29 protein-coding genes are annotated in these 23,764 nt (G+C 40.3%); 14 read left to right on the top strand and 15 right to left on the bottom strand.

The annotated features are described in order from the left end of the window. Positions 1-334 precede the first annotated feature (334 nt). From AC4J95_RS16930 to AC4J95_RS16900, 7 genes are all read left to right on the top strand, one after another. The gene (locus AC4J95_RS16930) at positions 335-538 is read left to right on the top strand and encodes a DUF1659 domain-containing protein (RefSeq protein ID WP_494550871.1); all 204 of its coding nucleotides are present in this window, start codon (positions 335-337) and stop codon (positions 536-538) included. 29 nt (positions 539-567) lie between these two features. Next, positions 568-780 (top strand): DUF2922 family protein, encoded by a 213-nt coding sequence (locus AC4J95_RS16925; protein ID WP_494550883.1) that lies wholly within the window; start codon positions 568-570, stop codon positions 778-780. A gap of 70 nt (positions 781-850) precedes the next feature. After that, positions 851-1,234, top strand: a complete 384-nt coding sequence (locus AC4J95_RS16920; RefSeq protein WP_494550870.1) for a hypothetical protein — start codon at positions 851-853, stop codon at positions 1,232-1,234. 48 nt (positions 1,235-1,282) lie between these two features. Continuing rightward, complete coding sequence (locus AC4J95_RS16915) at positions 1,283-1,933, top strand: DUF2922 family protein (RefSeq protein WP_494550869.1); 651 nt, start codon at positions 1,283-1,285, stop codon at positions 1,931-1,933. Between the two features lie 123 nt (positions 1,934-2,056). Next, complete coding sequence (locus AC4J95_RS16910) at positions 2,057-2,488, top strand: phage holin family protein (RefSeq protein ID WP_494550868.1); 432 nt, start codon at positions 2,057-2,059, stop codon at positions 2,486-2,488. Positions 2,489-2,647: 159 nt separating this feature from the next. Continuing rightward, positions 2,648-3,454 (top strand): peptidoglycan amidohydrolase family protein, encoded by an 807-nt coding sequence (locus AC4J95_RS16905; protein ID WP_494550882.1) that lies wholly within the window; start codon positions 2,648-2,650, stop codon positions 3,452-3,454. Between the two features lie 41 nt (positions 3,455-3,495). Beyond that, the gene (locus AC4J95_RS16900; RefSeq protein ID WP_494550867.1) at positions 3,496-3,942 is read left to right on the top strand and encodes a hypothetical protein; all 447 of its coding nucleotides are present in this window, start codon (positions 3,496-3,498) and stop codon (positions 3,940-3,942) included. 154 nt (positions 3,943-4,096) lie between these two features. Here the strand turns inward: AC4J95_RS16900 and AC4J95_RS16895 are convergent, their stop codons facing one another. After that, entirely contained in the window at positions 4,097-4,633 is a 537-nt protein-coding gene (locus AC4J95_RS16895; protein WP_494550866.1) for a TetR/AcrR family transcriptional regulator, read from the bottom strand. 125 nt (positions 4,634-4,758) lie between these two features. Here AC4J95_RS16895 and AC4J95_RS16890 point away from each other — a divergent pair, with 125 nt between their 5' ends. From AC4J95_RS16890 to AC4J95_RS16875, 4 genes are all read left to right on the top strand, one after another. Continuing rightward, positions 4,759-5,016 (top strand): SDR family NAD(P)-dependent oxidoreductase, encoded by a 258-nt coding sequence (locus AC4J95_RS16890; RefSeq protein ID WP_494550865.1) that lies wholly within the window; start codon positions 4,759-4,761, stop codon positions 5,014-5,016. Positions 5,017-5,054: 38 nt separating this feature from the next. Further along, positions 5,055-5,681, top strand: a complete 627-nt coding sequence (locus AC4J95_RS16885) for an SDR family NAD(P)-dependent oxidoreductase (RefSeq protein WP_494550864.1) — start codon at positions 5,055-5,057, stop codon at positions 5,679-5,681. Positions 5,682-5,948: 267 nt separating this feature from the next. After that, complete coding sequence (locus tag AC4J95_RS16880) at positions 5,949-7,169, top strand: ATP-binding protein (protein WP_494550863.1); 1,221 nt, start codon at positions 5,949-5,951, stop codon at positions 7,167-7,169. 278 nt (positions 7,170-7,447) lie between these two features. Next, positions 7,448-8,203 carry a class I SAM-dependent methyltransferase gene (locus AC4J95_RS16875; RefSeq protein WP_494550862.1) on the top strand — a complete coding sequence of 252 codons (756 nt, stop codon included), beginning with the start codon at positions 7,448-7,450 and terminating at the stop codon, positions 8,201-8,203. A gap of 161 nt (positions 8,204-8,364) precedes the next feature. On the opposite strand, the gene AC4J95_RS16870 is transcribed toward AC4J95_RS16875, so the two are convergent. From AC4J95_RS16870 to AC4J95_RS16830, 9 genes are all read right to left on the bottom strand, one after another. Next, positions 8,365-9,474: an ABC transporter ATP-binding protein gene (locus AC4J95_RS16870; RefSeq protein ID WP_316405025.1), complete on the bottom strand. Its 1,110-nt coding sequence runs from the start codon at positions 9,472-9,474 to the stop codon at positions 8,365-8,367. A 47-nt stretch (positions 9,475-9,521) separates the two neighbouring features. Continuing rightward, positions 9,522-9,764: a DUF6171 family protein gene (locus tag AC4J95_RS16865; RefSeq protein ID WP_494550861.1), complete on the bottom strand. Its 243-nt coding sequence runs from the start codon at positions 9,762-9,764 to the stop codon at positions 9,522-9,524. A gap of 3 nt (positions 9,765-9,767) precedes the next feature. Further along, complete coding sequence (locus tag AC4J95_RS16860; RefSeq protein WP_494550860.1) at positions 9,768-11,207, bottom strand: alpha-N-arabinofuranosidase; 1,440 nt, start codon at positions 11,205-11,207, stop codon at positions 9,768-9,770. After that, the gene (locus tag AC4J95_RS16855) at positions 11,204-12,190 is read right to left on the bottom strand and encodes a glycoside hydrolase family 43 protein (protein WP_494550881.1); all 987 of its coding nucleotides are present in this window, start codon (positions 12,188-12,190) and stop codon (positions 11,204-11,206) included. The genes AC4J95_RS16860 and AC4J95_RS16855 overlap by 4 nt, the downstream gene beginning before the upstream one ends. 19 nt (positions 12,191-12,209) lie before the next feature. Next, the gene (locus AC4J95_RS16850; protein WP_494550859.1) at positions 12,210-13,730 is read right to left on the bottom strand and encodes an alpha-N-arabinofuranosidase; all 1,521 of its coding nucleotides are present in this window, start codon (positions 13,728-13,730) and stop codon (positions 12,210-12,212) included. A gap of 16 nt (positions 13,731-13,746) precedes the next feature. Further along, complete coding sequence (locus AC4J95_RS16845; protein ID WP_494550858.1) at positions 13,747-14,316, bottom strand: DUF624 domain-containing protein; 570 nt, start codon at positions 14,314-14,316, stop codon at positions 13,747-13,749. Positions 14,317-14,328: 12 nt separating this feature from the next. Beyond that, positions 14,329-15,186 (bottom strand): carbohydrate ABC transporter permease, encoded by an 858-nt coding sequence (locus AC4J95_RS16840; protein ID WP_316405030.1) that lies wholly within the window; start codon positions 15,184-15,186, stop codon positions 14,329-14,331. 12 nt (positions 15,187-15,198) lie between these two features. Then, on the bottom strand, positions 15,199-16,107 hold the full coding sequence (locus AC4J95_RS16835; RefSeq protein WP_316405031.1) for a carbohydrate ABC transporter permease: 909 nt from the start codon (positions 16,105-16,107) through the stop codon (positions 15,199-15,201). 120 nt (positions 16,108-16,227) lie between these two features. Then, entirely contained in the window at positions 16,228-17,514 is a 1,287-nt protein-coding gene (locus AC4J95_RS16830) for an ABC transporter substrate-binding protein (RefSeq protein WP_494550857.1), read from the bottom strand. Between the two features lie 283 nt (positions 17,515-17,797). On the opposite strand from AC4J95_RS16830, the gene AC4J95_RS16825 reads away from it, so the two are divergent. Next, positions 17,798-18,688, top strand: coding sequence for an ArsR/SmtB family transcription factor (locus AC4J95_RS16825; RefSeq protein WP_494550856.1), 891 nt, complete (start codon positions 17,798-17,800; stop codon positions 18,686-18,688). Between the two features lie 169 nt (positions 18,689-18,857). On the opposite strand, the gene AC4J95_RS16820 is transcribed toward AC4J95_RS16825, so the two are convergent. From AC4J95_RS16820 to AC4J95_RS16810, 3 genes are all read right to left on the bottom strand, one after another. Then, positions 18,858-19,337: a hypothetical protein gene (locus tag AC4J95_RS16820; RefSeq protein ID WP_494550855.1), complete on the bottom strand. Its 480-nt coding sequence runs from the start codon at positions 19,335-19,337 to the stop codon at positions 18,858-18,860. A gap of 39 nt (positions 19,338-19,376) precedes the next feature. Then, positions 19,377-19,619, bottom strand: coding sequence for a hypothetical protein (locus AC4J95_RS16815; protein ID WP_494550854.1), 243 nt, complete (start codon positions 19,617-19,619; stop codon positions 19,377-19,379). Positions 19,620-19,990: 371 nt separating this feature from the next. After that, positions 19,991-21,247 carry a Fic family protein gene (locus AC4J95_RS16810; RefSeq protein WP_494550853.1) on the bottom strand — a complete coding sequence of 419 codons (1,257 nt, stop codon included), beginning with the start codon at positions 21,245-21,247 and terminating at the stop codon, positions 19,991-19,993. 226 nt (positions 21,248-21,473) lie between these two features. Here AC4J95_RS16810 and AC4J95_RS16805 point away from each other — a divergent pair, with 226 nt between their 5' ends. Beyond that, positions 21,474-21,659 carry a type II toxin-antitoxin system HicA family toxin gene (locus tag AC4J95_RS16805; RefSeq protein WP_494550852.1) on the top strand — a complete coding sequence of 62 codons (186 nt, stop codon included), beginning with the start codon at positions 21,474-21,476 and terminating at the stop codon, positions 21,657-21,659. 33 nt (positions 21,660-21,692) lie between these two features. Continuing rightward, complete coding sequence (locus AC4J95_RS16800) at positions 21,693-22,124, top strand: type II toxin-antitoxin system HicB family antitoxin (RefSeq protein ID WP_494550851.1); 432 nt, start codon at positions 21,693-21,695, stop codon at positions 22,122-22,124. 277 nt (positions 22,125-22,401) lie between these two features. Here the strand turns inward: AC4J95_RS16800 and AC4J95_RS16795 are convergent, their stop codons facing one another. Next, positions 22,402-22,791, bottom strand: a complete 390-nt coding sequence (locus AC4J95_RS16795) for a hypothetical protein (protein ID WP_494550850.1) — start codon at positions 22,789-22,791, stop codon at positions 22,402-22,404. Positions 22,792-22,908: 117 nt separating this feature from the next. Beyond that, positions 22,909-23,415 carry a hypothetical protein gene (locus AC4J95_RS16790; protein ID WP_494550849.1) on the bottom strand — a complete coding sequence of 169 codons (507 nt, stop codon included), beginning with the start codon at positions 23,413-23,415 and terminating at the stop codon, positions 22,909-22,911. Positions 23,416-23,764: the final 349 nt, after the last annotated feature.

Here is a 23,764-nt window from a genome sequence, read left to right as displayed (position 1 = left end):
TTACAGTGGCTAAATAAATGAAGGCTTCCTGACCCAAGTGGTCTCTCCTTCACCTTTAGTTGGAGTCATCCTCTATAAAAGTAATTGCAAACATTCGATTTCAACCATTTCGAGTAACCTTTTATCTTACTGTGAATAGTCACTCCTGTCAAATCCCAAAATTGCACATTCACCCCCTAATTTCGCTTGTTTCAAACGAAGCAATGCGGATTGCAGCTTCTAAAATGATTAAATTGGGGGGTGAAGTGGTTATTTTGCGATTCGCACTCTTTTTCAAATTCCTTTATCGTGTAGTCACCGGCCGGAACAAAAAATCAAACAGGAGGCAACAACGATGATTCAAAAAATTGGCAACAAACTACAAGTAGAGATCGACTCAGGTGGTGACAAGCTGAAGAAAATCACTTTCCCAAATGTGATCGATGAACCAACCGAAGAAAAAGTCCTTGAACTAGGAGAGATTATGAAAGAGCTATCTGTCGAAGGCAGCGAGCTGTATGGTGTGGTGCTAACTAGCCAATCACGGTATACCAAATAGGAAGAAAGAAAGGAGAAGCACACATGTCTATGCTAAAAATTGTCGCAACTTTCAAAAACAGCTTTGGTAAAAGCCAAACCTGGAGCTTCAACGATCCAAACACCGCCAAAACAGACACCGAGATCAAAGGGCTGCTGCAACGTATGACGGGAGTGAAGCTTTGCTATAAAGACGGCGCTGAGCTCTTCCACACTGTGGAAACCGCCAAGTACGTCGAAACGATTGAACGAATTATTTTTTAGAAAAGTCACTGAGGAGCGGCGGTAACGCGTGACCGCCCTTCTCTACTAAAGAACGAAAGGATGAGAACCGATGTATGTACAACCTCTGTCGTTCCGGCAGCTATTCTATCTAAAACCAAAAACACTCGAGCAACGAATCACCAATTTTTACGATGAAACACAAAACAGCAGTATCACGATCCAATATATCCTAGCAATAAAAGTGCGCAATCAGCTGGGAGCGGCAGAATTTAGTCATTTTCTAAAGGATCTTGTCCGTGAATTGTTTACAAATACCAAAGCGACACGCTCCATGAAACGTTTTTTCCATTATTTTGAAGATTACTTTATGGCACCGGAGTGGAAAAGTCTGAGTTCAAGAGTCTTCCCACAGAGAAACTTCGGCGAGAAAGTCGTGTCAAAAGTCCGTTCCTTCTTTTCATTTGCCCGTCCTGAAGAAACCAATGAACCTTGATAACTCTATTTACCTACGCAGAAAAAAATAAAGAAAGGACACATAGCGATGACCGAGGATTTAATTGTGACCTTTGGAAAAGGCGATGGCAACACCCACGACTGGACCTATAAGGGGCTCGATCCTGACCTGCCGGTACCAAAGATAAAAGAAGCTTGCGAACTACTAACGAAACTAGACATTTGTACAGAAAACGGCGTAAAACTATTTGACTCTGTAGTGACCGCAAAGGTCTTGACCTACAAGGAAACCCTGATATTCGATCCAGATCATGAGACAAAAGGCATCACCTATTACCAGACATCGGTTGAAGAAACAGACGAAGAGCCGAGCTGTGAAGAAGTCCGTTGTTTTGAAGTGGCTGATGAACCATCGACAAGTGAGCAGAAAAAGAAGGTCGGTTTACCAGAAACTTCACCTCTTGATTCAATAACGACGCCACATGGGCACTACTTTAAACAATTAACAACGATTGACCCAGCGGAAAAGACAAAAGCAGCTATCACAGTGGAAAAAGAGTCGCTTCCACAGCCGAAGGGAGCTCACATTGAGCAGTACGACCAGAAGCCAGTTTTTGATTCAGGAACTGATTTAGAACTATCTGACCAAAGTACTAAAGAAGGTAATGTTCTACTTCGCTGGATATACAGGAGAAGGAAGAGAAACAAAGAAGGACCCATAGAAATTCCGCGGGAATAAGCCTTTTTCGCGATTAGATCCGATCATTGACAAGTTCATACTGCGTAGGGAGCAACATTTTACTGACACCTGCGAGTAATATCGCAGGTGTTTACTAACTATTTTAGAAAGTGAGGTATGTACATGAAATTTTTAGCAATTGCGTCAGGAGGAACGTTTGCCACTTATCTATTTGGTGGAAGCCTACCGATCATGGGTATCTTTTTAACCATGACTGGCTTAGACCTTCTCACTGGATATATCAAAGCCTTGAAGAGTCATTCATGGGTTTCTTCCATCAATCTCTATGGCCTATTTACGAAATTCATCACCTTCTCCACCATCATTTGCGCTGCGGCGTTGGATAAAATAGCACCAACGGTTGGGATCACGTTACCAATCAACGTGGCATTAATCTGGACTGCTTTATTGATTGTTTACGAGATCGGTTCGATTCTGGAAAATGCTCATGAATTCGGGCTGAAGATCACTTGGCTGCAAAAATGGCTGCGAATCTTTGAACGAGATGTTGGGAGAACACCTGATAAGGACGATCAGGAAAACAATATTCAGTAAGGGTGTCAGTTCCTCTTTTCACAGTCTGCAATAGTGGCGCACGATCATTCATATCCTAAGTATAAAAACATCTAGAGGAGTTTAGAGGAATGATATGCGCCTTGAAAATCAGACTTATTTTTCTGAAGGAAAAATAAATACATCAAATTGAAAAAGAAGGTGAACCAATTGCCAACTACTGAAAATGCCCTGCAATACGGGCTGAATTTACGAGGGAACGTCTGCTATTCCATGTCCAATCGACTCGGAGTTCGTTCAATGGATTGTTCTAGTTTTGTTTTTCGAGCGTTGATCGCGGCAGGTTTTCTACCTCAGAATTCCTATATTGGAAATACGGAAACACTTTTTAAATTGAATGGCACGCTATTGGAAGAAATCAGCCGCTCAGAGGTTCGTCGGGGATGTCTGTGGATTGCAGGGCATGAAGGCGCATCGCTGGGGTCATCTGGGCACACCGGCTTTTTCTTGGGTAATATCAACGGTGATGCCCTACATTGCACCTATTCCATGGGCTGTCAGAACATCGCCATCACCAAAGCGATTGGCTGGATGGGCGATTATTCCGGCTTACCTGTGCGCTATTTCCGAGTGAAGAACACAAGTGTCGCAGGTCCAAGCGAGAATGTCGGGCAGCAACGAATGTTAGCGATCGATGGTTCGTGGGGACCTGCTACTACCAGACGACTACAGGAAGTGTTAAATTGCGCGATCAAAGACGGGATCATCAGCGGTCAAATCAGAAACTCGGCGAATCAAGCAATCCCTTCTGTTCAGTTTGGGTACGGCGGCTCGAATATGATCCGTGCACTTCAAAGCTTACTAGGTGTGCCTTCTGACGGAAACTTTGGCCCGATTACTTGTTTGGCTTTGCAGCAAAGAGTGGGCACACTCCAAGATGGGATCATCAGTCCCACCTCTGATTGTGTGAAGGTGATGCAGCGAAGATTGAATGAAGGATTAATTTAACGAAAAAATTTGAGAATAATTACTAGAAATGAGGGGGAAAAATGAGTCGAACCAACACATATGATAGCCCAACGTTCAACACAGTTGACGAACGCCAAGCGATCGAGCAACTAACCTATTCAAATCACTATTTACCTACGAAAAGTCATTACCCGATTCGACTGCTGCGGATCAAAGAAAAGCACATCGTACCAAGCATTTACCAAGGCAGAAAATGGCGCCTCTGTCCTTCCTGCAGGCAGCTGTTCATCGAAGAGTTGGGTGATTATACCTATACTTTTCACCCTCACAGTTCAACTCTCAATAGCTGTTATATTCACTTCGATCGAAAAGAATGGAAAGAAGTGGTGCACTGCTGCTCGAAAGAATGCTTAACGAAGGCTGCTGTGAGATTCGCGATAAAAAGTGTCACCGAACAAGGAAGACTTGTTATTCAAGTGCGGAAAATTCGAGGGGATATTAAGGAGGTGATTGGGAAGTTTCATTGATTTTTGAGAGATATTTAGATACTTGAAAAGCACTCAAGACGATTGCGGTATTCCATCACATCACAATCGTTTTGAGTGTTTTAGTATTCATATAATGAGTTAGATATCAAAGACTTTTGCGCCAATAACAAATGATTTACCTTCTCCATCCAAATTAGTTGCAATATTCGCAGAATAGCTCTGCCATGTAGGTCTCATCCTCTTTAAAATCTCCCAAGACCCATTCGACTAGCATATTAAAAAATCCGCCGCATAAAAATTTGATGGTATATTTTTCTTTTTCAGGAGAATAAAACTTGTCGCATACGAATTCTTTACATATGTCTTCTAAAAATATATTGCTCTTATCAAGTAGTAAATAAGACAAATTCGATTCGATCAAGTTCATCATAAGTGTCTTTTCCGTTTTAAAACTTGAGAAGAACATCAAAACGATATCATAAGTGTTGTTTAAGCCAATATCAGCGATTTTCTCTTCATAACTCTCAAAAAACGTATTCAGATAATCAGTTATAACATCTTCTAATACCTCATAATTTCTATAAAAGGCCATTCTGGAAACGCCTGCCTTTGTGGTTACTTCAGTAATTGAGATTTTATGAAAGTCCTTTGTCTTCATCAAAATCATCAGAGCGATGAAGATGCTTTCTTTTGTGAGTGCATTTCGATAGGTATTCAGTTTGTTTGCCATTACAGTTTTCTCCTATCTGTAACGTTTCGTAGTATTGCCCTTGAAACGTCTTGTTAGGCATAGTATAGTGCAAACACAAAGACGTTGCAATCGTAACACCAAGAGAAAGAAAGGTCTGGTTAATTATGAACAACAGTCGAAATAATAATAAAAGATGGACAAAAAATGAAATGGGATCTCAAACTGGTAAAAACATTATCATCACTGGTACTGGTGGTTTAGGATTTGAGGCCGCAATTTCTTTATCAGGCGCTGGCGCAAATGTTATTATAGCTGGACGCAACCCTAGTAAAGGTGCACATGCTGTTCAAATGATCAAAAACGACTATCCGCAGGCCAAAATTGAATTTCAAAAGCTTGATCTTGCTGATTTGGCTCGATAGAAAAATTTGGGAAAGCTATTCAATCAAAGTTTGATAAAGTGGATATATTAATAAATAATGCAGGTGTTATGGCGACCCCAGAGAGAAAAGTAACGAAGAACAACTTTGAGCTTCAATTAGGGACGAACTATTTAGGTCATTTTGCCTTAACTGCTCACCTACTCCCTCTTCTTCGTAAAGCACAAAACGCTCGTGTCGTAACAGTTAGCAGCATGGCTCACCGTTCTGGAGAAATTCATTTTGATGATTTGCAACTAGAGAAAAATTACGATCCAAATGTCGCTTATTCGCAATCAAAATTAGCTTGTTTAATGTTTGCTTTAGAGCTTCATAAGCGTAGTGTTGCTTCAAATTGGGGAATTTCCAGTATCGGCGTCCATCCTGGTGGCGTCGCAACTGATTTAATAGATAATGGACCTGGAAAAAGTCTATATACACGATTGATTTATCACACGCTCCAAACACCTAGTCAAGGAGTCCGAGCTACTTTACTTGCAGCAACGTCCCCAGAGATTCAAAGTGGTACTTTTTATGGACCGACCAGATTCATGGAAATATATGGATACCCTAAACGAATCACACCAGCAAAACAGGCATTAGATACAACGGCTTCCGCAAAATTATGGGATGAATCCTGTAAATTAGTTCATGTCGATTTCAAATAAGTTAGTAATCATTGCTTGCTTAGGATTTTTTGATAATTGATTAACCAGTCGAATGAACCTTACTTGCTAGTAGTTCGTTCGACTGGCTATTTAGAATGTAATTCAGTTTTTTCTTCTATTGACTTGTCGATAAGAAGTTGACGATCGACTCGATCAAATAGAATTACTTTCCTTGAAACCAAATATTAGATGTTATATTCATAAATTTGACTTCAAATACAAACTAAATTAGAATTATAGAAAAGTTTGGAAATGAGGTCAAACATCATGAAGAAGCTTGTCCAGAGAGTTGAGTACTTGGATTTCTTGAAACGACACCGTGACAAACCAATCATTAAAGTAGTCTCTGGTGTTCGCAGGTCGGGAAAATCGACGCTTTTCACACTTTACCGTCACTATCTTGAAGCAGATGGCGTAGTAGCAGAAAATATTGTGAATATTAACTTTGAAGATATGCAGTTCAACGAGTTACGAGATGCAAATGCCCTGTACGCTTATCTGATCACTAAAATTGAAAACAAAGAAAAAGTATATATATTCTTAGATGAGATTCAGCATGTTCACCAGTTTGAACGAGTGGTTGACTCCTTATTTATTAAGGAGAATGTTGATTTGTATATCACAGGTTCTAATGCATATTATCTTAGTGGGGAGATCGCTACTTTGCTATCTGGCAGATATGTGGAATTACAGATGCTTCCCTTGTCCTTTGCGGAATTCTTAGAATGGCATTTACAAAATGACCCAAACAAACAGACCAACAACGATTATTTTAACGAGTATCTAAAAAGCGCGATGCCTTATACCCTCTTTACCGATTCTGATCAGGAGACGCTGGAATACTTAAATGGCGTATATAATACAGTCGTTTTGAACGATATCGTAGCACGGTTAAATATCTCAGATGTTCGAGTGCTTCAACGACTGATTGAAACATTATTTAGCACGATCGGAAGCTTGGTCACTATCAACAAATTGAGAAACACCTTAGTCAGCAAAGGTGCCCAGATTGCCAATAAGACGGTGGAAAAATACATCGGAGGTATTCTTGATAGCTTAATTATGTACGAGGCCAAGCGTTTTGATATCCATGGCAGAGAATTACTCGAAACTCAAGAAAAATACTACATTGTCGATATAGGCTTGAGAAGATTAACCTTGCGTGATCACCTTGAAGATTTCGGACATGTTTTGGAAAATATTGTCTTCTTAGAATTAAAGAGACGCGGATATGAAGTATATGTAGGAAAAATCGGTACTTATGAGGTGGATTTTGTGGCAATTAATAGCAAACAAGAGCTGAAGTACTATCAGGTAGCCTTGAATACCACTGATCGAAATGTTTTAGAGCGGGAGCTGCGACCATTACAATCGATTAATGATTCCTACCCAAAATATCTATTAACCTTAGATGACTTCGATAAAGAAGCGAACTACGATGGTGTAAAGAAGCTGAGTGTGATCGATTGGCTCTTAGAAAAGTATTAATTAATGGGCTTTTCACTATGGAAGCTTAATCACTTCTTCTGATTCCTTGTCGAAGAGAGACCTATTCCATCAAAACCAACTCGTAACTTTCAGACTTTTCCCATCTACATTATTGCGCGTGCTATACTAGTATTAAGACTTTGTAGAAGGTGATTCGTATGGTAGACAAACGAGGTAGCTCCTCGATACAGCTGATTGGATAGGCACTGTATCGAGGTGGATTTTTCCTATCGATCGGCTATATCGTTCTCAGAAAAAAATGAGAAGGAGCTATAGTAATGGAGAAAACATACATGAAGGATTGGTTAGCCAGCGAAGACAATCAAAACAAATTTAGCGGCTGGGATTTTTCTTATTTAGAGGGAAAGATGGAACAAGCAAAGACACCTTGGAGTTATAAAGAGCTGGTCAAAAAGCATCTACACCCCACCATGCAGCTGCTGGATATGGGAACTGGCGGCGGTGAACTGCTTGAGAGCTTTCACCATCCCTATGAACGTACGGCAGTTACAGAAGGCTGGGAACCAAATTATCAGCTGCTGTTAAACCGATTACAGCCTAAAGGGGTACATGTGCAATTTGTGGAGGAGAATGATAATTTGGCATTTCCTGATGGGCACTTTGACATGGTTGTGAACTCCCATGAAGCTTTTTCGGTTCCAGAGGTTTGGCGTGTGTTGAAAAAGGGCGGCTATTTTATCTCACAGCAGGTAGGCGATTTGAACGGTCTCCCCTTAAGCACCAAGCTGATTCCGAATTTTAAAAAAGACACTTTCAATCTGCATCTTTCTTCTGTGGTGGCAGAATTGCGTCAACAGGGATTTTCGGTAGTATTCCAGGCTGAGGCTTTTTTTGAGCAAAAATTTTTCGACTTAGACGGCTTAATTTATTACGTCAAAACAATCCCTTGGGAATTTCCCAATTTCAGTGTAGCGACACATTACAAGCAACTGCTCTACCTAAAAGAAGAGCTTTCGTTGAAGGGATTTATTTTCAATCAAGAACACCGCTTCATATTTATTGCTAGAAAATAGCGAGAACAACCGTGTTCACGGACATATAAATAAATTCGCTAAAATTAAAAATCCACTTAAGCCGCTTGCTTAGGTGGATTTTTTTTCGTTAATGCCTCAAAAGAATACTGTTTTGCATACTTTTTATACAAAAGGATTTATTAAGCTCTTCTGTTCAGGGACTATGGAAGTTTAATCACTTCTTCTGACTCCTTATCGAAGAAATGAGCTTTTGAAATGTTAAAGGCCAGCTCCATCATTTCTCCTGGGTTATGGAAATCACGAGCATCTACTTTAGAAACAAACTCCGTATCACCAACTTTTGTATAAAGCATGGATTCTGCTCCCAACAGTTCAGAGACTACGACTTCTGCTCGAACTGTTGCTTCCGGCGACGTTGACAGAGCGATCTGTTCACTGTGAATGTCCTCTGGACGAATCCCAAAGATGACTTCTTTTCCATTGTAGCCTTTTTCCACTAATACTTTATTTTTGCCTTCAGGAATACGGAGCTTCAACCCGTGATTATCCGAAATGATCCCGTCATTTAGTGTGACTTTGAAGAAGTTCATCGCAGGCGAGCCAATGAAGCCAGCAACAAATACATTGATTGGCGTGTCATAGACCTGTTGCGGGGTTCCGATTTGTTGGATGAAGCCATCCTTCATAATCACGATTCGATCGGCCATGGTCATAGCTTCTGTTTGGTCATGGGTGACATAAATCGTGGTCGTATCTAGCCGTTGATGCAGTTTGGCGATCTCCGCGCGCATGGCTACCCGCAGCTTCGCATCCAAGTTGGATAGCGGTTCATCCATCAAGAATACTTTCGCGTCTCGAACGATCGCTCGACCTAAGGCAACCCGTTGACGTTGTCCGCCAGAAAGTGCGGCTGGTTTGCGATCCAGGTATTCCGTCAAGCCAAGGATTTCAGCTGCCGAGTCCACCCGCTGCTTGATATCTGCTTTATCATATTTGCGCAGCTTCAAGCCAAAAGCCATGTTATCAAAAACAGTCATGTGGGGATACAACGCATAATTCTGGAAAACCATCGCGATATCCCGATCTTTGGGTGCAACATCATTCATGACGGTATCACCAATGATCAACTCCCCCTCTGAAATATCCTCCAAACCGGCGATCATTCGCAGCGTAGTCGATTTCCCACAACCCGAAGGACCAACAAAAACAATAAACTCACGATCAGCGATATCAAGGTTAAAATCAGTTACCGAGTAATTTTCAGCATTGTCATACTTTTTATATACCTGCTGCAACGCCATTTTTACCATTTTAAATTCCTCTTTTCGTTATTTCTATGATTGCTTTAAATTTGCTCTTATTCTTCCCAACGTGCAGCTGGGCATTTCTTATTGACAAGATGGGCGCGAAATTCGTAGAAGCAGCCGCATTTGGTACAGGTGTGCAGTGAACGGAACGGACATTGCTCGCAGGTCTGTATCCGCTGCTGAAAAAGCTTCTCGGGGGCGAGGTGCTGCTCTAAAGCCAGCTGCTCTTCAATCAACGCTTGAATATCCATATTTTGGGCTTCTTCTTTGATTTCGCAGCCAATGCAAGCCATCTGCTACACCTCGAATTGCAAGGTGATGACGCTCATTGCCGGTACTGTTACTTTCAAGATATTGTCGTCCAAAGTAAAGTCACTGAATTCTTTGATGACGATATCCTCTGGATGGTCAAAGTCGTTATAAGCATTCATTTTGTCGCCCACAATGTAGCGTGCATGCTTGGCGCTCTTCACAGCTTCAAATTCAAAGGTTACTTCTTCGGTACCAGTAACGGCGTAATTGCATAGAGACAGGCTCAGAATATTGTTCTCTTTCGACATTGTATGGGTCATTGTTTTAGGTAAATCATTGCCGTAGCTGTCGATCCGTTCCGCATCCTGATGGACTTTGTACAAATCAAAGACATGATAGCTAGGCGTTTTCACCATTTTGTCGCCTTCTGTTAAGATCATCGCCTGCAGTACGTTGACGGTTTGTGCAATATTCGCCATCTGAACCCGCTCCGCATGCTTGTGGAAAATATTTAAAGTGATCGCTGCCACCATGGCATCGCGAATCGTATTTTGCTGGTACAAGAAACCAGGATTGGTACCAGGCTCCACGTTGAACCAAGTTCCCCACTCATCGACAATAATGCCGACACATTTTTCTGGGTCGTATTGATCCATGATTGCACTGTGGCGGGTGATTAGTTCATCCATGTGGTCGGCTTTTTCACAGGTAACGAACCATTCGGCTTCATCAAAATCTAAGGCACTGCCTTTTTTCTCCCAGCCTTGAGGATGAACATAGTAGTGCAGGCTTAACCCATCCATCATCGAATGCGCATTTTTCATTAATACTTCTGTCCAATTGTAATCATCGACGTTGGCGCCACCGGCGATTTTATAAATCTTGTCTTCGCCATATTGGCGGACATAGGTTTGGTAACGCCGATAAAGGTCTGCGTAGTATTCTGGACGCATATTCCCGCCACAGCCCCAGTTTTCATTGCCGACGCCGAAGAACGCCATCTTCCAAGGCTCATCTTGTCCATTTTCACGGCGCCAATCCGCCATTGGAGAAGTGCCGCCCATCGTGATGTATTCCACCCATTCAGACATTTCTTGAACGGTGCCGCTGCCCACGTTGCCATTTACGTAAGCTTCACATTCCAGCTGCCGCACCAACTCAAAAAATTCGTGGGTTCCAAAATGATTCGTCTCAGTGACACCGCCCCAGTGAGTATTGACGATTGTTTTGCGGTCTTCCGGTGCACCGATCCCATCTTTCCAATGGTATTCATCCGCAAAGCATCCGCCAGGCCAGCGTAGTACAGGAATATCAATATTCTTTAGCGCGTCTACCACGTCAGTCCGCATACCATTTACGTTCGGTATGTCAGAGTCTTTTCCAACATAAATTCCTTCATAGATACAACGTCCCAAATGTTCCGCAAAATGACCGTAAATGTATTTGCTGATTTTAGGGCCTTTCTTATTTGTTAAGATTTTCATTTGATTGTCCTTTCTGACTGAGTTCTCGGATTTTCTACGTTTCCCGGTATCCCAAAAACAGGAAAGCCTTGTTCATCCCATGAAAAAGCTTGTACATGGGCATGACGATTAGGATTATCTAAAGGATCGCCAGAATGATTTTTTTCTGGTCGCGCATGATAGATTATCAAATCTTGACTGCCATCTTCTGAGACCGTAAAGGAATTATGACCCGGTCCAAAAAGCTGATTTTCTTCAGATGTTTCAAAAACAGGAAATGGATTTTTCTGCCAGCTGTAGCCATCTAGCAAATCGCTATTCTCATCTGCCCACAGTAATCCCATACAGTAATTTTCGTCAGTGGCGCTTGCCGAATAGGTAATAAATACTTTGCCATTGCGTTGAATTGCAGCCGGGCCTTCATTGACTTTAAAGCCCACTTGTTCCCAGTCGTACTCTGGAATCGACAGTAATAACTCTTTGCCTGTCAATGTCCAGGGGTTTTCCATTTTCGACAAATACAAATTGGAATTTCCCGGAATCGCAGGGCCCAACTGCGCCCAGACATAATATAGCTCATTACGATGAGTGAAAACTGTACCATCTAAACTAAAGCTCTCCTGCTGGGTCTTGATTTGCCCTTTTTCTACCCACTCTCCTTCTAGAGGGTTCGGACTGCTATTTTCTATGACGAACATACGATGGTGATGACGCTCATCACGGACTTCTTCGTCATCGCTGGCTGCAAAATAGATATACCATTTGCCTCTGATAAAATGAATTTCCGGTGCCCAAATCAAGCGACTCAATGGTCCGGTCTCATGGGCATGCCAGACATTGTGTCTTTCAGCGGTTGCTAATTCATTCAAGGTTTTTGCCCGACGAACCTCAATTTCCTGATAGCCTGGAACCGAGCCAGTAAAATAGTAATAGCCATCTGTATGCTTATATACCCAAGGATCGGCTCGCTGCAATACAATTGGATTTTTATAGTGTCCCTCCATCTTCATCTCTACCCCTACCTTATTTCTTCATTCGAAGCATATTCCATGAATAACCAGGAATCTTCGCTGCTATTTTTCCATCATCTAATGTGACGCAATCCGCTAATGTTTGCGGTTGAATATGTTTTTGATTGTCACGACTGTTTTTATCCTGTAACCCATACCCGCCAATATAGCGGTGTTCGATCAGTGAAAGCTTCTGATCAAAATCATGATCGACTTCCACAAGCTGTTCTTCTTCAGAACGATTGACCAAAAATAATACCAATTCTTCTTCATTGTTCACTAAGCAAGTATCTACGTATTCCACCTGCTTCATCTTATCCACATCGTACGTTGGTCCTGAAAATTGTGTTTGCAGAACTTCCCCTTTGGCATAATTTGAGAGCTGCTCCATCACATAATAGGTTGGATTCACCCAGCAATCACCGCCTGCATCGGTCAAAATCAAAGGGATGGTATTGACTAGCAGCGATTGACACCCAATCTTCACTCGATCCGCATGGCGTAAGATAGCTAATCCCAATGAACCAAACAGGAGCGTATCCTCCATCGTAAACTGACACCAATCAATGGGACTGCCCACTTCAAAAGGCTGGTTCTCTTTCTCGGGCTGCGCATGGATGTTCCACTCATCAAAGGCTAAGTACATCGTCTTATCACTGCGCTTCAATGCTTTGACGTAATCGCAGGTAGCGACGATTTCTTCGATTTGACGATCAAACCGCTTCGATTTCGCAAGATAGGTCGGTGTATCGTCTCGCTCTGTTTTCGGTGGACGCGTCAAATCGTCTTCATCGTATTTATCAATGTAATTGTGTAAAGCAAGGTAGTCCACATTCTCATAGGCCGCCTCCAACACGAGTCGATCCCATTCTGGATAACTAGATAAACGCGGTGTAGAGCTGCCGACTAAGACTGTTTCGATGGTGTCATCTACCCATTTCATCGCTTTAGCTGCTTCATTAGCCAGTCGTCCATATTCCTCAGGCTGCTTTGTTCCAATCTGCCAAGGGCCATCTAACTCGTTGCCTAGACACCAAAGTTTAATCCCAAATGGTTCAGCAGCACCATTTTGTTGACGCAGATCACTCCAATAGGTTCCTTCGGAAAAATTGCAATACTCGACAATATCTCGGGCATCATCGATCCCCTTAGTTCCTAAATTGATCGTAAATATCGGCTGGGCACCTGTCTGCTCCACCCACTTCATAAATTCATGGATACCAAATGTGTTTGGCTCAATTGCCCGCCAAGCAATATCGATTTTGCGAGGGCGTTTCTCAATCGGTCCAATAGTATCCTTCCAGTCATATCCAGAGGTAAAGTTCCCTCCAGGATAACGAATCACGCCTAAATCCAACTCTTTGATCAATTTCATCACGTCTTGGCGAAAGCCATTTTCATCAGCAGTTGCGTGTCCCGGTTCATAGATTCCGGTATAAACGACACTCCCCATGTGCTCGACGAACGAACCAAATAAGCGCGGGCTAATTTCACCAATCGTAAATTTTTTTCGTACTGTAAGTGTTGTTTTCATGTTATAAACCTCAATGTTAAAATTTTTGCGCCAATCCTAATTGAATCAGCTTCCAATAGCCGCCCGCGAATAGAAAGATAAACGGCGGAAAAACAAAGACCAAGCCAATAAACAAAAGTGTGATTCCTACGACCAGTAGATTGGATAAAAAATAGGTCACTACACTAAAGACTGCGGATCGTAAAACAGACTGCCATGATTGCCGCTCGCCTGTCATCTGCCAAATGATCCGAAACAGCAAGCTTATACTAACAATCAGAGATAGCAGATAGATTACCGCTAACCATTGGTTTGATAATCCGCCTTGCAGTTGCTGGACATTTGAATCACTGACGAAATACAGACTGAGAAACAGCAAACTAACCAAAAGCGACAATGGCAGTTGCCGTTTGAAGCCGGTCCAATAATTTCGTAAAATCTCTCCTGAACCTTGCCCGTGCCACTGACGCATGGTATACACAATTCCATTGCAGGAGGCGACAAAAGTCACGAGCGGCAAGCAACCGACTACCCACAAAATCCCGATTAAAATGTAGTCCGTAATGAGCATTAAAAATGAATAAACTCTTGTCTCTACTAGTTTCATCTCTTTTTCCTTCTATTCTTTCATTCCTGACATAGCCGTACTTTGAACAAAATATTTTTGGGCGAACATGTAAATAATCAAAAGCGGCAGCATCGAAATCACGGTCCCAGCCATTACCGGTCCATAGAAGGAAATATTCTGTCCAGTAAACAAAGCAAGTCCAGCTGGTAATGTGCGCATTTTTGAACTGGTTGTCATAATCAATGGATACAATAGGTCGTTCCAGCTGTTCATCAAAGTAAAGATTCCTAGTGACAGCATGGTCGGCTTGCTTAACGGCAGCATGATCTTCAAGAAGATATTAAATTCGTTTAGCCCATCTATTCGTGCCGCTTCCTCCAAATCCTTTGGCAAGGTGATAAAGAAGGAGCGCATCATGAAAATACCAAAAGCAGTCGTCATTCGCGGAATAATCAACCCGGGATAGCTGTCAATAATTCCCAAGAAATTAACTTCCATATAAAGAGGAATCATGAATACTTGGAACGGAATCATCATGGTGATCATGACGAAATAAAAGAACGCTGATTTTCCCTTAAAGTGCATCCGGGCAAAGGCATAACCGGCTAACGAATCAAAGAATACTGAAGTGATCACAACACCGCCTGCGAAGATCACCGTATTTTTGATGTAATCCATTAATGGGATAGTCGTCCACACCTTGGTATAGTTTTCCAAAGTATAGCGGTCAGCGAAAATCTTTGGCGGAAAGGAAATAATGTCTTTCTCATATTTAAATGAAGATATCAAAAGCCATAAAAAGGGAAAAGCAACTAATAAAATCACTACACAAAGAATCAGTTTTCCCACAATTTGCTTGGCCTTTTGCTTCTTTTTTGAAACTGGTTTGATCGCTGTAGAAGCTTCCATGTCTTTTCTCCCCTATCTCATTTGTTTTTCTTTACGTGACATATACAGGTTGATAGATACCGCTAATACAGCAATGATCACAAAAAGAACACTTGATAATGCTGAGGCATATCCCAACTCATAAGGGGCTGTAAATCCTCGAGAATAGATGTACTGAACAGCCGTTTCCGTCTTAAATTGCGGTCCGCCGGCAGTCGCTACATAGACTTGGTCAAAGACCTGCATTGATCCAATAAAGTTGGTCAGAATACAAAAGCCTAACGATGGCACTATTTGCGGCAACGTAATGTTGAAAAACTGCTGATTCTTTGTGGCCCCATCCATCTCTGCTGACTCATACAAGGAAGGTGAAATCCCCTGAATCGCCGTTAGGAGAATCGTCATCGTCACCCCAAAGTTTTTCCACACAGTCATGAAAGCAACCGTTGGCATCGCCAATGTCGGATCGCGGAAAAATTGCGGAGTCTCCATCCCAAGCTGAGAGAACATGTACGGGATCGCCCCAATGTTCGGATCTAAAAGCATGGAAAAAATGATAGCAATCGATGTCAACGAACAAATAACAGGAATATAGAAGGTCGAACGACAAAAACGATTAAATAATGTGTTTCTTGAAAGAACGACTGCAAAGATTAAACCGACAATAATTTGGGCAGGTGTTTCCAATAAGGTAAAGTACAGAGAGTGGATAAACGAGTTGACTGCCCGTGGGTCTTGAAAGACACGAAGGAAATTGTCAAAGCCGACAAAATCTTGACTCGTGAAGAAAATATTCATATTGGTAAAGCTTAAAGCAAAGGTCCCGATTAATGGGATAACAGTAAACAATAAAAGAATTAAAAAGGATGGTAGCAAGAAAAGATATGCTGCATGATTCGGTTTGTTCCAATAGGTCAGCAGTCCACGTTTCCCTTGGTTCATTATGTCTCCTCCTAAATTGATTCGTTTGCTCTTTTCGCAGCGTTGCCAAGAAAAGAACCATTGAACTTCAACATCGACAAGCTTAGTGCTATCGATGTTGAAGTCTGAGTTGCCACTAAATTATTCAGCAAGCAACTCGTTGATTTTTTTATCTGCTTCCTTCATTAGTTTTTCAGCATCTTCTCCAGCTAGTAAACGTTCAATTAGCGGATTGATGATATCATTGTTAATGGACGGCAGTTTTTCAAATCCAGGTAGGAATGGTTCAGCAAACTCCATTTGTTTAGACAGTTCAGAAACGATTGGGTCTTCTTTGACTTCTTTGTCGTCATTCACAGAGTTTAGATATGCTGGGAAACCATTTTCCATGCTCCATTTTTTCCCGATTTCTGTCGAATTCCAATATTTCAAGAATTCATAAATCGCTTCTTTTTTCTCCGGATCAGTACTTGCAGGAATCGCATAGCCAACACCATCTAAAATAGCTTGTTTCTTCCCATCTTCGCTACCCTGTGGAATCGTAGTCACACTATAGTTGATTTCATTGGCCTTCAGTCCATTATTCAACCATGGACCATTCAGCTCGATCGCTAATTGATCCGCATTCATCACATTGTCCATTTCAGCCCCTGAAATTGATTCAGGCCCCGCCTTGTCATCGTGAATCATTTTTTGAATAGCCTTCAAGGTTTTCAAGTTCTCTGGTGAATTAAACTCAGACTTAGTATAGTCGTCATTCACCAACTTACCGCCATTTGCCAACATCCAATTGTATAAGGGCCAAGTACCATCCTTATTAAAAATGAACCCTTGAACATTTTTTGACGAGTCCGCCAATTTTGGTGCCATTTCCGTTAGCTGTTCCCAAGTGCGAGGTGGCTGATTTTCATCTAGGCCTGCTGCCTTGAACAAATCCTTGTTCCAATACATGTACATTCCTTGCACCTGCATTGGAATGAAGTATTGCTTGTCATCTACTTTTCCTAAATCAACAGCAGTGTCCACAAAGTCACTCTTATCAACACCATCGTATTCCCAAAAATCCTCTAAATCTTGCACAGCACCATTCTTCACATATTGAGCAAAATCACCATAATTCAACGCGATAAAGTCAGGTGCTTTTTTCGCAGAAATTGCAGTAGGCAGCTTTTCATTTAAGTTCGCCCATGTCATAACATCCATTTCAATCGTAATATTCTTATCATTTTCCTTATTGAAGGTATCGACAATCCCCTTCAAAATCTCCCCGTCAGATGCTGTAAATCCATTCCAAAACGTTAGGGTTGTCTTATCGCCGCTGCCGCTGCCGCCATCGCCATCAGCCTTCCCCTTATTTCCACAGCCAGCGAGCAAAGAGGTCGTCAAAGCAACGGCAGCTGCCCCAATAAAAAATTTTTTCAGTTTCATTTATGATTCTCCTTTTCCTTTTTTTTTCTGAATGGATAGAAACACTCAGCTTTAAAACCAAATAAAATAGTGCATCGTTAAGTAAGCGCTTTTAACTTCTATGCAAATAATACAATTTAAAGAAACCGCTGTCAACAATATTTTTATTAATTTAGATAAACAACACTAGATGTTCGTTAATGTTTTTGTTAATGAACAGAACTATTCAACTATCAGTTTTACATTCATTAACAAATATGTTAATATACAAACAGATAATAGTTACATGAAAGGACGTCTCTTAATGCAAATAGATATCTCTTACGAATCTTTGCCAATTTTTGAAGCGCTCTCAAGCAAAGTCCGCATCGATATCATCAAATTGCTCTCAAAAGACAAGTTGAGCGTGAAAGAAATTGCGGATAAGCTGCATTTGAGCAGCGCGATTGTTACGATGCATATTAAAAAGCTAGAGGAAGCCAAGATTATTCGAACAGAACGGGTCGCTCAAAGAAAAATATCAAGCCTCCGTGTCGATGAAATTGACATTCATTTTCCGAAGAAGATTTTCAACGCCTTCGATACTAAAGAAACCTGCATACCGGTTGGGCATTACACCAACTATTCCATCAAGCCTACTTGTGGGCTCGCAACGCTGCAGGAATTTATCGGAAATGTGGACGAACCAAGATACTTTATGGATACTCGTCGGATGGATGCGCGGATTCTTTGGTTTACAGAAGGTTTCGTGGAATACCAGACACCGAATTATTTAAATGAAGATGAAAAGGCGGAAATGATCGAGATTTCCATGGAAATTTCTTCTGAGTTCCCTTTCCACAACAATAACTGGCCTTCTGATATTACCTTTTACTTAAATGACGTTGAACTTGGGACGTGGACAAGTCCTGGAGATTTTGCGGATATTCGTGGAAAGCTGACACCTGACTGGTATCCAGACAACCTGAATCAGTACGGTATTTTAAAAACGATTCGAATCAGCAACCATCTGACTAATATGGATGGCGAACCGTTATCAAATATCACCATTGAAGATATTCCAACACAAAGCGAAGTTTGGACCTTACGCATAGAAGTCAAAGACGATGCTAAAAATGCTGGCGGCTGTACCTTATTTGGTAAAGGCTTTGGAAATTACGATCAGGATATAAAGATTAAGACGTATTATAGTTAAAAAGAACGCTGAAAATACCAGGAACAGTATTTTCAGCGTTCTTTTGTTTTTTTGTAAAAAAATCCTGGCTAAATGTAGCTTTATTGAATTTCTGAAACCAGCCAGTCATTACTAGAAATTTGATTCATTTCGGCGGTGTTGCTGCCGATTTGTCTTAGCTATGCAGACTTCATTTTTTTATTTCTTCGTTTTTCAAACCAGTAGCCTTATGGATTTGATACACCGTACAACCCAGTTGCAACGAATAATCGACATATTCATGAAGAGCTTCTTGGTATCTCTGCTGGAACTCCGGACCGGACTCACGCAAGTATTCTGTATAACCCAATTCATAACCATAATTGTAGGCGGTAGATTCGACAGCATGGAAAATGTCATGAGACTTTCCTTGTCCTCCCCACCAAGCCAACGTATCTTCATTCACATCGGCTAAAATAGAAATAAATTCTTCCCGTTCCTTTTTCAATTTCAGAACCTCAGTGACGTTTAGTTCAATAACGTTTGCAATATCTTCTGGCGAAATGCCTAACGTCAATAAACGAATAGTTATCTCATAATCTCGTTCGGTAAAACCCTCTTCCAAGCCATCCTCCAATGCATTAATAAGCGTCGCTTGGTCAGCGACCTTGGCTTTATCGATTATTGTCATCGTACAGTCTCCTCTTCAATAATTAGATGTAAACAAAAATTATCTTTGGTTCTCTTGTATTTCTTTGATCTCGTCGATGGTTAATCTAGAAATATTTGAAATTTTTTCTAAAGGAACTCCAACTTCCAATAATTCTAAAGCGGTTTCATATCCTAGTGCCTTCAAATGACCGTCAGCTTGTCCTTCTTTCATAGCCAGCCTATATAAGGCATCCTTAATGATTCTGTGTCTTTCAACGAGTACAACCATTCTTCTCTCCTCATCAGTAAGTCCACTACTCATGATTGTTTCTTCACCTCCTCTTCCAATGAAAAAAGTCCGTTTTCCTTTTTGCTACTTTGATAGGTCATTGTCTTGAACTCTAAGCCTAGCATGTCGTTTCCACCTCTCAGATAGCGGGATTCTCCTGACTGAAAGGTTTTTCTCGGATACATTATAGCATGGCTCCAAGCGGGCTATCAAAGCTCTTCTATTCTAAGGTACGTGAAAGCACGGATTTCTTATGCACGTTTTGCAATATTCGCTATAGCCTCAAATCAAAAGGGAGGAATTATACCAAGTTGAAAAAAATTTAGAGTTAATTTGTCATAAAAACAAAAACGGTATCAGTGCTATTACACACTAATACCGTTTTGAACACTATAGAAAAGTAGTCAATCTGAAAAAGCATCACTCTTTTTTAGACTGTTAATAAAATACGGACTAATTCTATACCTTGCAGGATTCTCACCAATTCGTTCGATCATTCCCTCTTCTTCTAGATAAGTATCCGCTTTTCTTTGTTTATGCTCTGACCAATCCCCATCAGTAAAATGCTTACTGATATCTTTGCGGGTTAAGGATTTGCTTTCACTTCCAAAAATGCCGTGATCGAAGTAAATCCAAAATATCTCATTTTGAAATTCATTTAGATTGATCAGCTCAACAAAATTTTTCGCTCTATTTGTCAATTTGATTTTATCTTCTAACAAGTAATCGATTCTTTGTTGGGCCTCCTGAAGCAAATCAAGTAGATTAAGAACAAAAAAAGTCCCTTCCGCAAAATTATCTTTGTCAGTAGTAGTAACAAATGATTTTTCATATTTTTGTCTGTTTGATACTACACTGCTGGACATCAGTAAACTGGAAAAAGCATCTAGTTCAAAGCTTAGATATTTTGCTAGAATGTATCGGCCAACTCTTCCATTCCCATCATAAAAAGGATGGATATACTCAAACATGAAATGAGAAATGAGTGTTTTAATGATAGAAGAAAACTCTCTATCTTCGGTATTTAAAAAGTTGAGCATTTCTTGTAATTGATCAGCAATTCGTTCCGAATCTTCTCCAACATGTACTGTTGAGAAGCGATCACCGACAGTTACCTTATCTTTTCTAAACATACTGCCTTTTTCTATTTTTGATTCATCCGCTATTTCATTTGAAACTAGCTCATCGTAAATCTCTCTTATTTCTTTTGGCGTATAAATCCTTTTTTTATCCATTTTTCCGACGTGACTATAGAGCAGTGATAATCCTTTAAAGCGATGGGAGGATGTTTCAGAATGCAATGAATCCAAAGCCTCTTTTAATTCTTGTCTTGTACTTTTTACACCTTCATACTCATTCGTCGCCTGCATTTCTTCAATTAAAAGAGACTCAATAAACTCATTATATTGATTTTTTGATAATTTCATTTCATATTCTACTAATGCTCGTGAAGCCTTCTGTACGTCATTGACCAGAGAGGTTATCTCAGGAATGCTATTCACCCATAACTCGCGAGTCATGGATTTTAACTTGATTCCATTTTCAATTGGAGAAATATAAAAACCCGTTTTCATTGCCGAAGAGGAATCAAATCTTGAATGAAACTCCTTTTCTATATCTTCTCTCATGTATTTATGCTTCTTAATTTCTTTATAAGACATACAATACATCTCCTGTCGTTAAATATTAACCACTATTTTAACATTAGAAAGGATATCATGCAATGAAACGACAATACAGAAAGGACTAAACAACTATTCATAGATTTGTTTGGTTATTCCTTTATGTAATTGGAGTTTTCTTATTTGTAGGAAGTAGTTATTCGAGATACGTATCAATGCGTATACATTTATGGCATAATCATCAATATAAGGAGGTATAGTGCACATGCCACTTGCGGGAAAAGAAATGCTTAAGTTATTGAAAAAGAACGGCTGGGTAAAGCGGCGACAAGAAGGTTCGCATCATCATCTGTACAAAGATGGCGTTAGGATTACGGTTCTTGTTCGTGCTAACCAAGATCTTGGAAGAGGACTTGAGCAAAGAATTTTAAAGGATGCGGGGCTAAAGTAGTCCTGTATTCAATTTACGAAAGGATGATCGATGATGTTTAATGGACCCTTAGCGAGGGCATATCCTGCGATTTTTCATAAAGAAGAGAATGGTGGCTATTTTATTGATTTTCCTGATTTGCAAGGCGCTTATACTGGAATTAATGAAGATGACAATGCGTATGGAATAGCAATGGCCGAAGAGGTACTTGGAATGGTACTAGCAGACATGATCGAGCACAATGATCCTTTACCCGCTCCAACACCAATTAATGAAATTGATACCGAGGATCCATCATTCGTGACACTAATTCGCGTAGATGTTGAGAAGTATTTTAAGGATAAAAAAATGGTCAGAAAGTCTTTAACTATTCCCCAGTGGGCGGAAGATATGGGGCAAAGAGCAGGAATTAACTTTTCTCAAGTCTTAACTGACGCAATTTCTCAAGTAGTGATAAATGGTTCAAATTTCAGTAAAACTAAATAGGTTAATTATTCTGTAGTTCAAAGGAGCGGATTCATTCCGCTTCTTTTTTATTTTCTTAAGGAGAAATTAATGGTAGACGACAATTTTTGAACAAGTGGTGGCCAACCCTAGTACACTTTTTGTGATGAACAGATAGACTTCATCACAAAAAAAGTTTGGATATCTAGTATAGGCATATCCCAATAATCTGTTTTTTCGATTTGTTTTTGCAGGATCTCGATATTCATTCTTTTCCTCCAAAGTTATTGATCATCAGTTAAATACTACTAACGTTTAATCAATCGAAGGGCTTTTCATCTACTATTTCACATTTCAGACCGAGACTCGCAATGATTATCGGTGCGGTCTCAAAATCCTCGGCATTGATTTTAAAAATATGATTCCCTACTTCGACTTGATTTTTAACGACAATAATCTTTCTTTCAATTCCCGTCACAAGCTCTATAAACGGCTTCGAATCATCTAATTGCCAAGTCAATAAACTGGAGATGTAAAAGGGCATTCCAAAATCAATATTACCCGCGAAATCATTGTATGAAGTATCGATTCTACCAGCAACGACGATATTTCCAGCATTCATTTTTGCAAACTCAAAATCCATCCAAAGACATTTTTCCAAGTAATCATTAATTTTGAGTATTTCACCTTCAATTTCTTCTATATCCATATGATGCTCCTTTTACCTAATCCTATTGTCGAAAGCTTTCATATTTACAATAGTAGAATCACCCGCCTAGCTATAAATATTTCTTTTTTTAGCACTAGTGACCACCTGCCCATTAAATTACAAATACGGCGACCTTATAGGTTCAGTAAATAATCCGCTTTCATTTGTTTGATCGACTACTGTTTTGAGGGGATACTTGCAGCAAGCATACATGTAATAATCGTATCCAAAATGGATTTCCAACTCAGGACTCACTAGCTTCGCCCAAACAGTTTCTCGCAAAATCAACTTTATGACTAATGAAATGTCATCCTTTTTGATCGTCATTCCCTCTTCAAGGGAATCATACATTTTTCTAAGCTTATTAGAATTTCCATCATGTATACTTGAAAAATCGCGCTTTTCAAACTCCTTAATTTTTAGCGCAGCTATTTTCGTTTCAGTCATGATACTTTCTACTGCATCAGAGTATTTATCTTCAACCAGCAAGTAATCCGATAATGTTAATTCCTTACCATCATAGGTATTTCCAATATCACTAACGGAAATCCACTCGTCTTTTGTATAGCGGCCCATAGAATTTCGATTTTTAGGATCATATTTTGTTACTCCATAGCAATGCATATCGGTCTCCAATTCAAAACTTATTGATTCGTCTTTCTTTCATTAATTTCTGCTTTAGTTTCTATTCTTGTTAAATCAATTCCCCTATGATGATATTTTCAGTTTCAAAATTACTGGGATCAATCTCTTCATAATATTCCAACAAATAGTTATTCATCAATAGAAAAATACTCCCCTATTTTCCAGTACTCACCTAACAGTTTCCTATTGATTGACATAAGTCATCTGTGGATAAAGAAAACACAGTTGTATGAAGCTATCTGTAATAAAAGTAATTAGAATTAAAAGTATCCTTTTACGTTGTTTTATTTTTTAAGTAAGTGCCTAATCATTCGGTACCTACAACTTT

The sequence above is a fragment of the Enterococcus sp. GPZ-007 genome (assembly GCF_059374735.1).
The sequence above is the reverse complement of the archived record's forward strand: the minus strand, read 5'-3'. Positions and strand labels throughout refer to the sequence as shown.

Bases quoted from the DNA above. Each gene is read 5' to 3' on its own strand.
- AC4J95_RS16930 (WP_494550871.1), top strand. From the start codon at position 335: ATGATTCAAAAAATTGGCAACAAACTACAAGTAGAGATCGACTCAGGT.
- AC4J95_RS16925 (WP_494550883.1), top strand. From the start codon at position 568: ATGCTAAAAATTGTCGCAACTTTCAAAAACAGCTTTGGTAAAAGCCAA.
- AC4J95_RS16920 (WP_494550870.1), top strand. From the start codon at position 851: ATGTATGTACAACCTCTGTCGTTCCGGCAGCTATTCTATCTAAAACCA.
- AC4J95_RS16915 (WP_494550869.1), top strand. From the start codon at position 1,283: ATGACCGAGGATTTAATTGTGACCTTTGGAAAAGGCGATGGCAACACC.
- AC4J95_RS16910 (WP_494550868.1), top strand. From the start codon at position 2,057: ATGAAATTTTTAGCAATTGCGTCAGGAGGAACGTTTGCCACTTATCTA.
- AC4J95_RS16900 (WP_494550867.1), top strand. From the start codon at position 3,496: ATGAGTCGAACCAACACATATGATAGCCCAACGTTCAACACAGTTGAC.
- AC4J95_RS16895 (WP_494550866.1), bottom strand. From the start codon at position 4,633: ATGGCAAACAAACTGAATACCTATCGAAATGCACTCACAAAAGAAAGC.
- AC4J95_RS16890 (WP_494550865.1), top strand. From the start codon at position 4,759: ATGAACAACAGTCGAAATAATAATAAAAGATGGACAAAAAATGAAATG.
- AC4J95_RS16880 (WP_494550863.1), top strand. From the start codon at position 5,949: ATGAAGAAGCTTGTCCAGAGAGTTGAGTACTTGGATTTCTTGAAACGA.
- AC4J95_RS16875 (WP_494550862.1), top strand. From the start codon at position 7,448: ATGGAGAAAACATACATGAAGGATTGGTTAGCCAGCGAAGACAATCAA.
- AC4J95_RS16870 (WP_316405025.1), bottom strand. From the start codon at position 9,474: ATGGTAAAAATGGCGTTGCAGCAGGTATATAAAAAGTATGACAATGCT.
- AC4J95_RS16865 (WP_494550861.1), bottom strand. From the start codon at position 9,764: ATGGCTTGCATTGGCTGCGAAATCAAAGAAGAAGCCCAAAATATGGAT.
- AC4J95_RS16860 (WP_494550860.1), bottom strand. From the start codon at position 11,207: ATGAAAATCTTAACAAATAAGAAAGGCCCTAAAATCAGCAAATACATT.
- AC4J95_RS16855 (WP_494550881.1), bottom strand. From the start codon at position 12,190: ATGGAGGGACACTATAAAAATCCAATTGTATTGCAGCGAGCCGATCCT.
- AC4J95_RS16850 (WP_494550859.1), bottom strand. From the start codon at position 13,730: ATGAAAACAACACTTACAGTACGAAAAAAATTTACGATTGGTGAAATT.
- AC4J95_RS16845 (WP_494550858.1), bottom strand. From the start codon at position 14,316: ATGAAACTAGTAGAGACAAGAGTTTATTCATTTTTAATGCTCATTACG.
- AC4J95_RS16840 (WP_316405030.1), bottom strand. From the start codon at position 15,186: ATGGAAGCTTCTACAGCGATCAAACCAGTTTCAAAAAAGAAGCAAAAG.
- AC4J95_RS16835 (WP_316405031.1), bottom strand. From the start codon at position 16,107: ATGAACCAAGGGAAACGTGGACTGCTGACCTATTGGAACAAACCGAAT.
- AC4J95_RS16830 (WP_494550857.1), bottom strand. From the start codon at position 17,514: ATGAAACTGAAAAAATTTTTTATTGGGGCAGCTGCCGTTGCTTTGACG.
- AC4J95_RS16825 (WP_494550856.1), top strand. From the start codon at position 17,798: ATGCAAATAGATATCTCTTACGAATCTTTGCCAATTTTTGAAGCGCTC.
- AC4J95_RS16820 (WP_494550855.1), bottom strand. From the start codon at position 19,337: ATGACAATAATCGATAAAGCCAAGGTCGCTGACCAAGCGACGCTTATT.
- AC4J95_RS16815 (WP_494550854.1), bottom strand. From the start codon at position 19,619: ATGAGTAGTGGACTTACTGATGAGGAGAGAAGAATGGTTGTACTCGTT.
- AC4J95_RS16810 (WP_494550853.1), bottom strand. From the start codon at position 21,247: ATGTCTTATAAAGAAATTAAGAAGCATAAATACATGAGAGAAGATATA.
- AC4J95_RS16805 (WP_494550852.1), top strand. From the start codon at position 21,474: ATGCCACTTGCGGGAAAAGAAATGCTTAAGTTATTGAAAAAGAACGGC.
- AC4J95_RS16800 (WP_494550851.1), top strand. From the start codon at position 21,693: ATGTTTAATGGACCCTTAGCGAGGGCATATCCTGCGATTTTTCATAAA.
- AC4J95_RS16795 (WP_494550850.1), bottom strand. From the start codon at position 22,791: ATGGATATAGAAGAAATTGAAGGTGAAATACTCAAAATTAATGATTAC.
- AC4J95_RS16790 (WP_494550849.1), bottom strand. From the start codon at position 23,415: ATGCATTGCTATGGAGTAACAAAATATGATCCTAAAAATCGAAATTCT.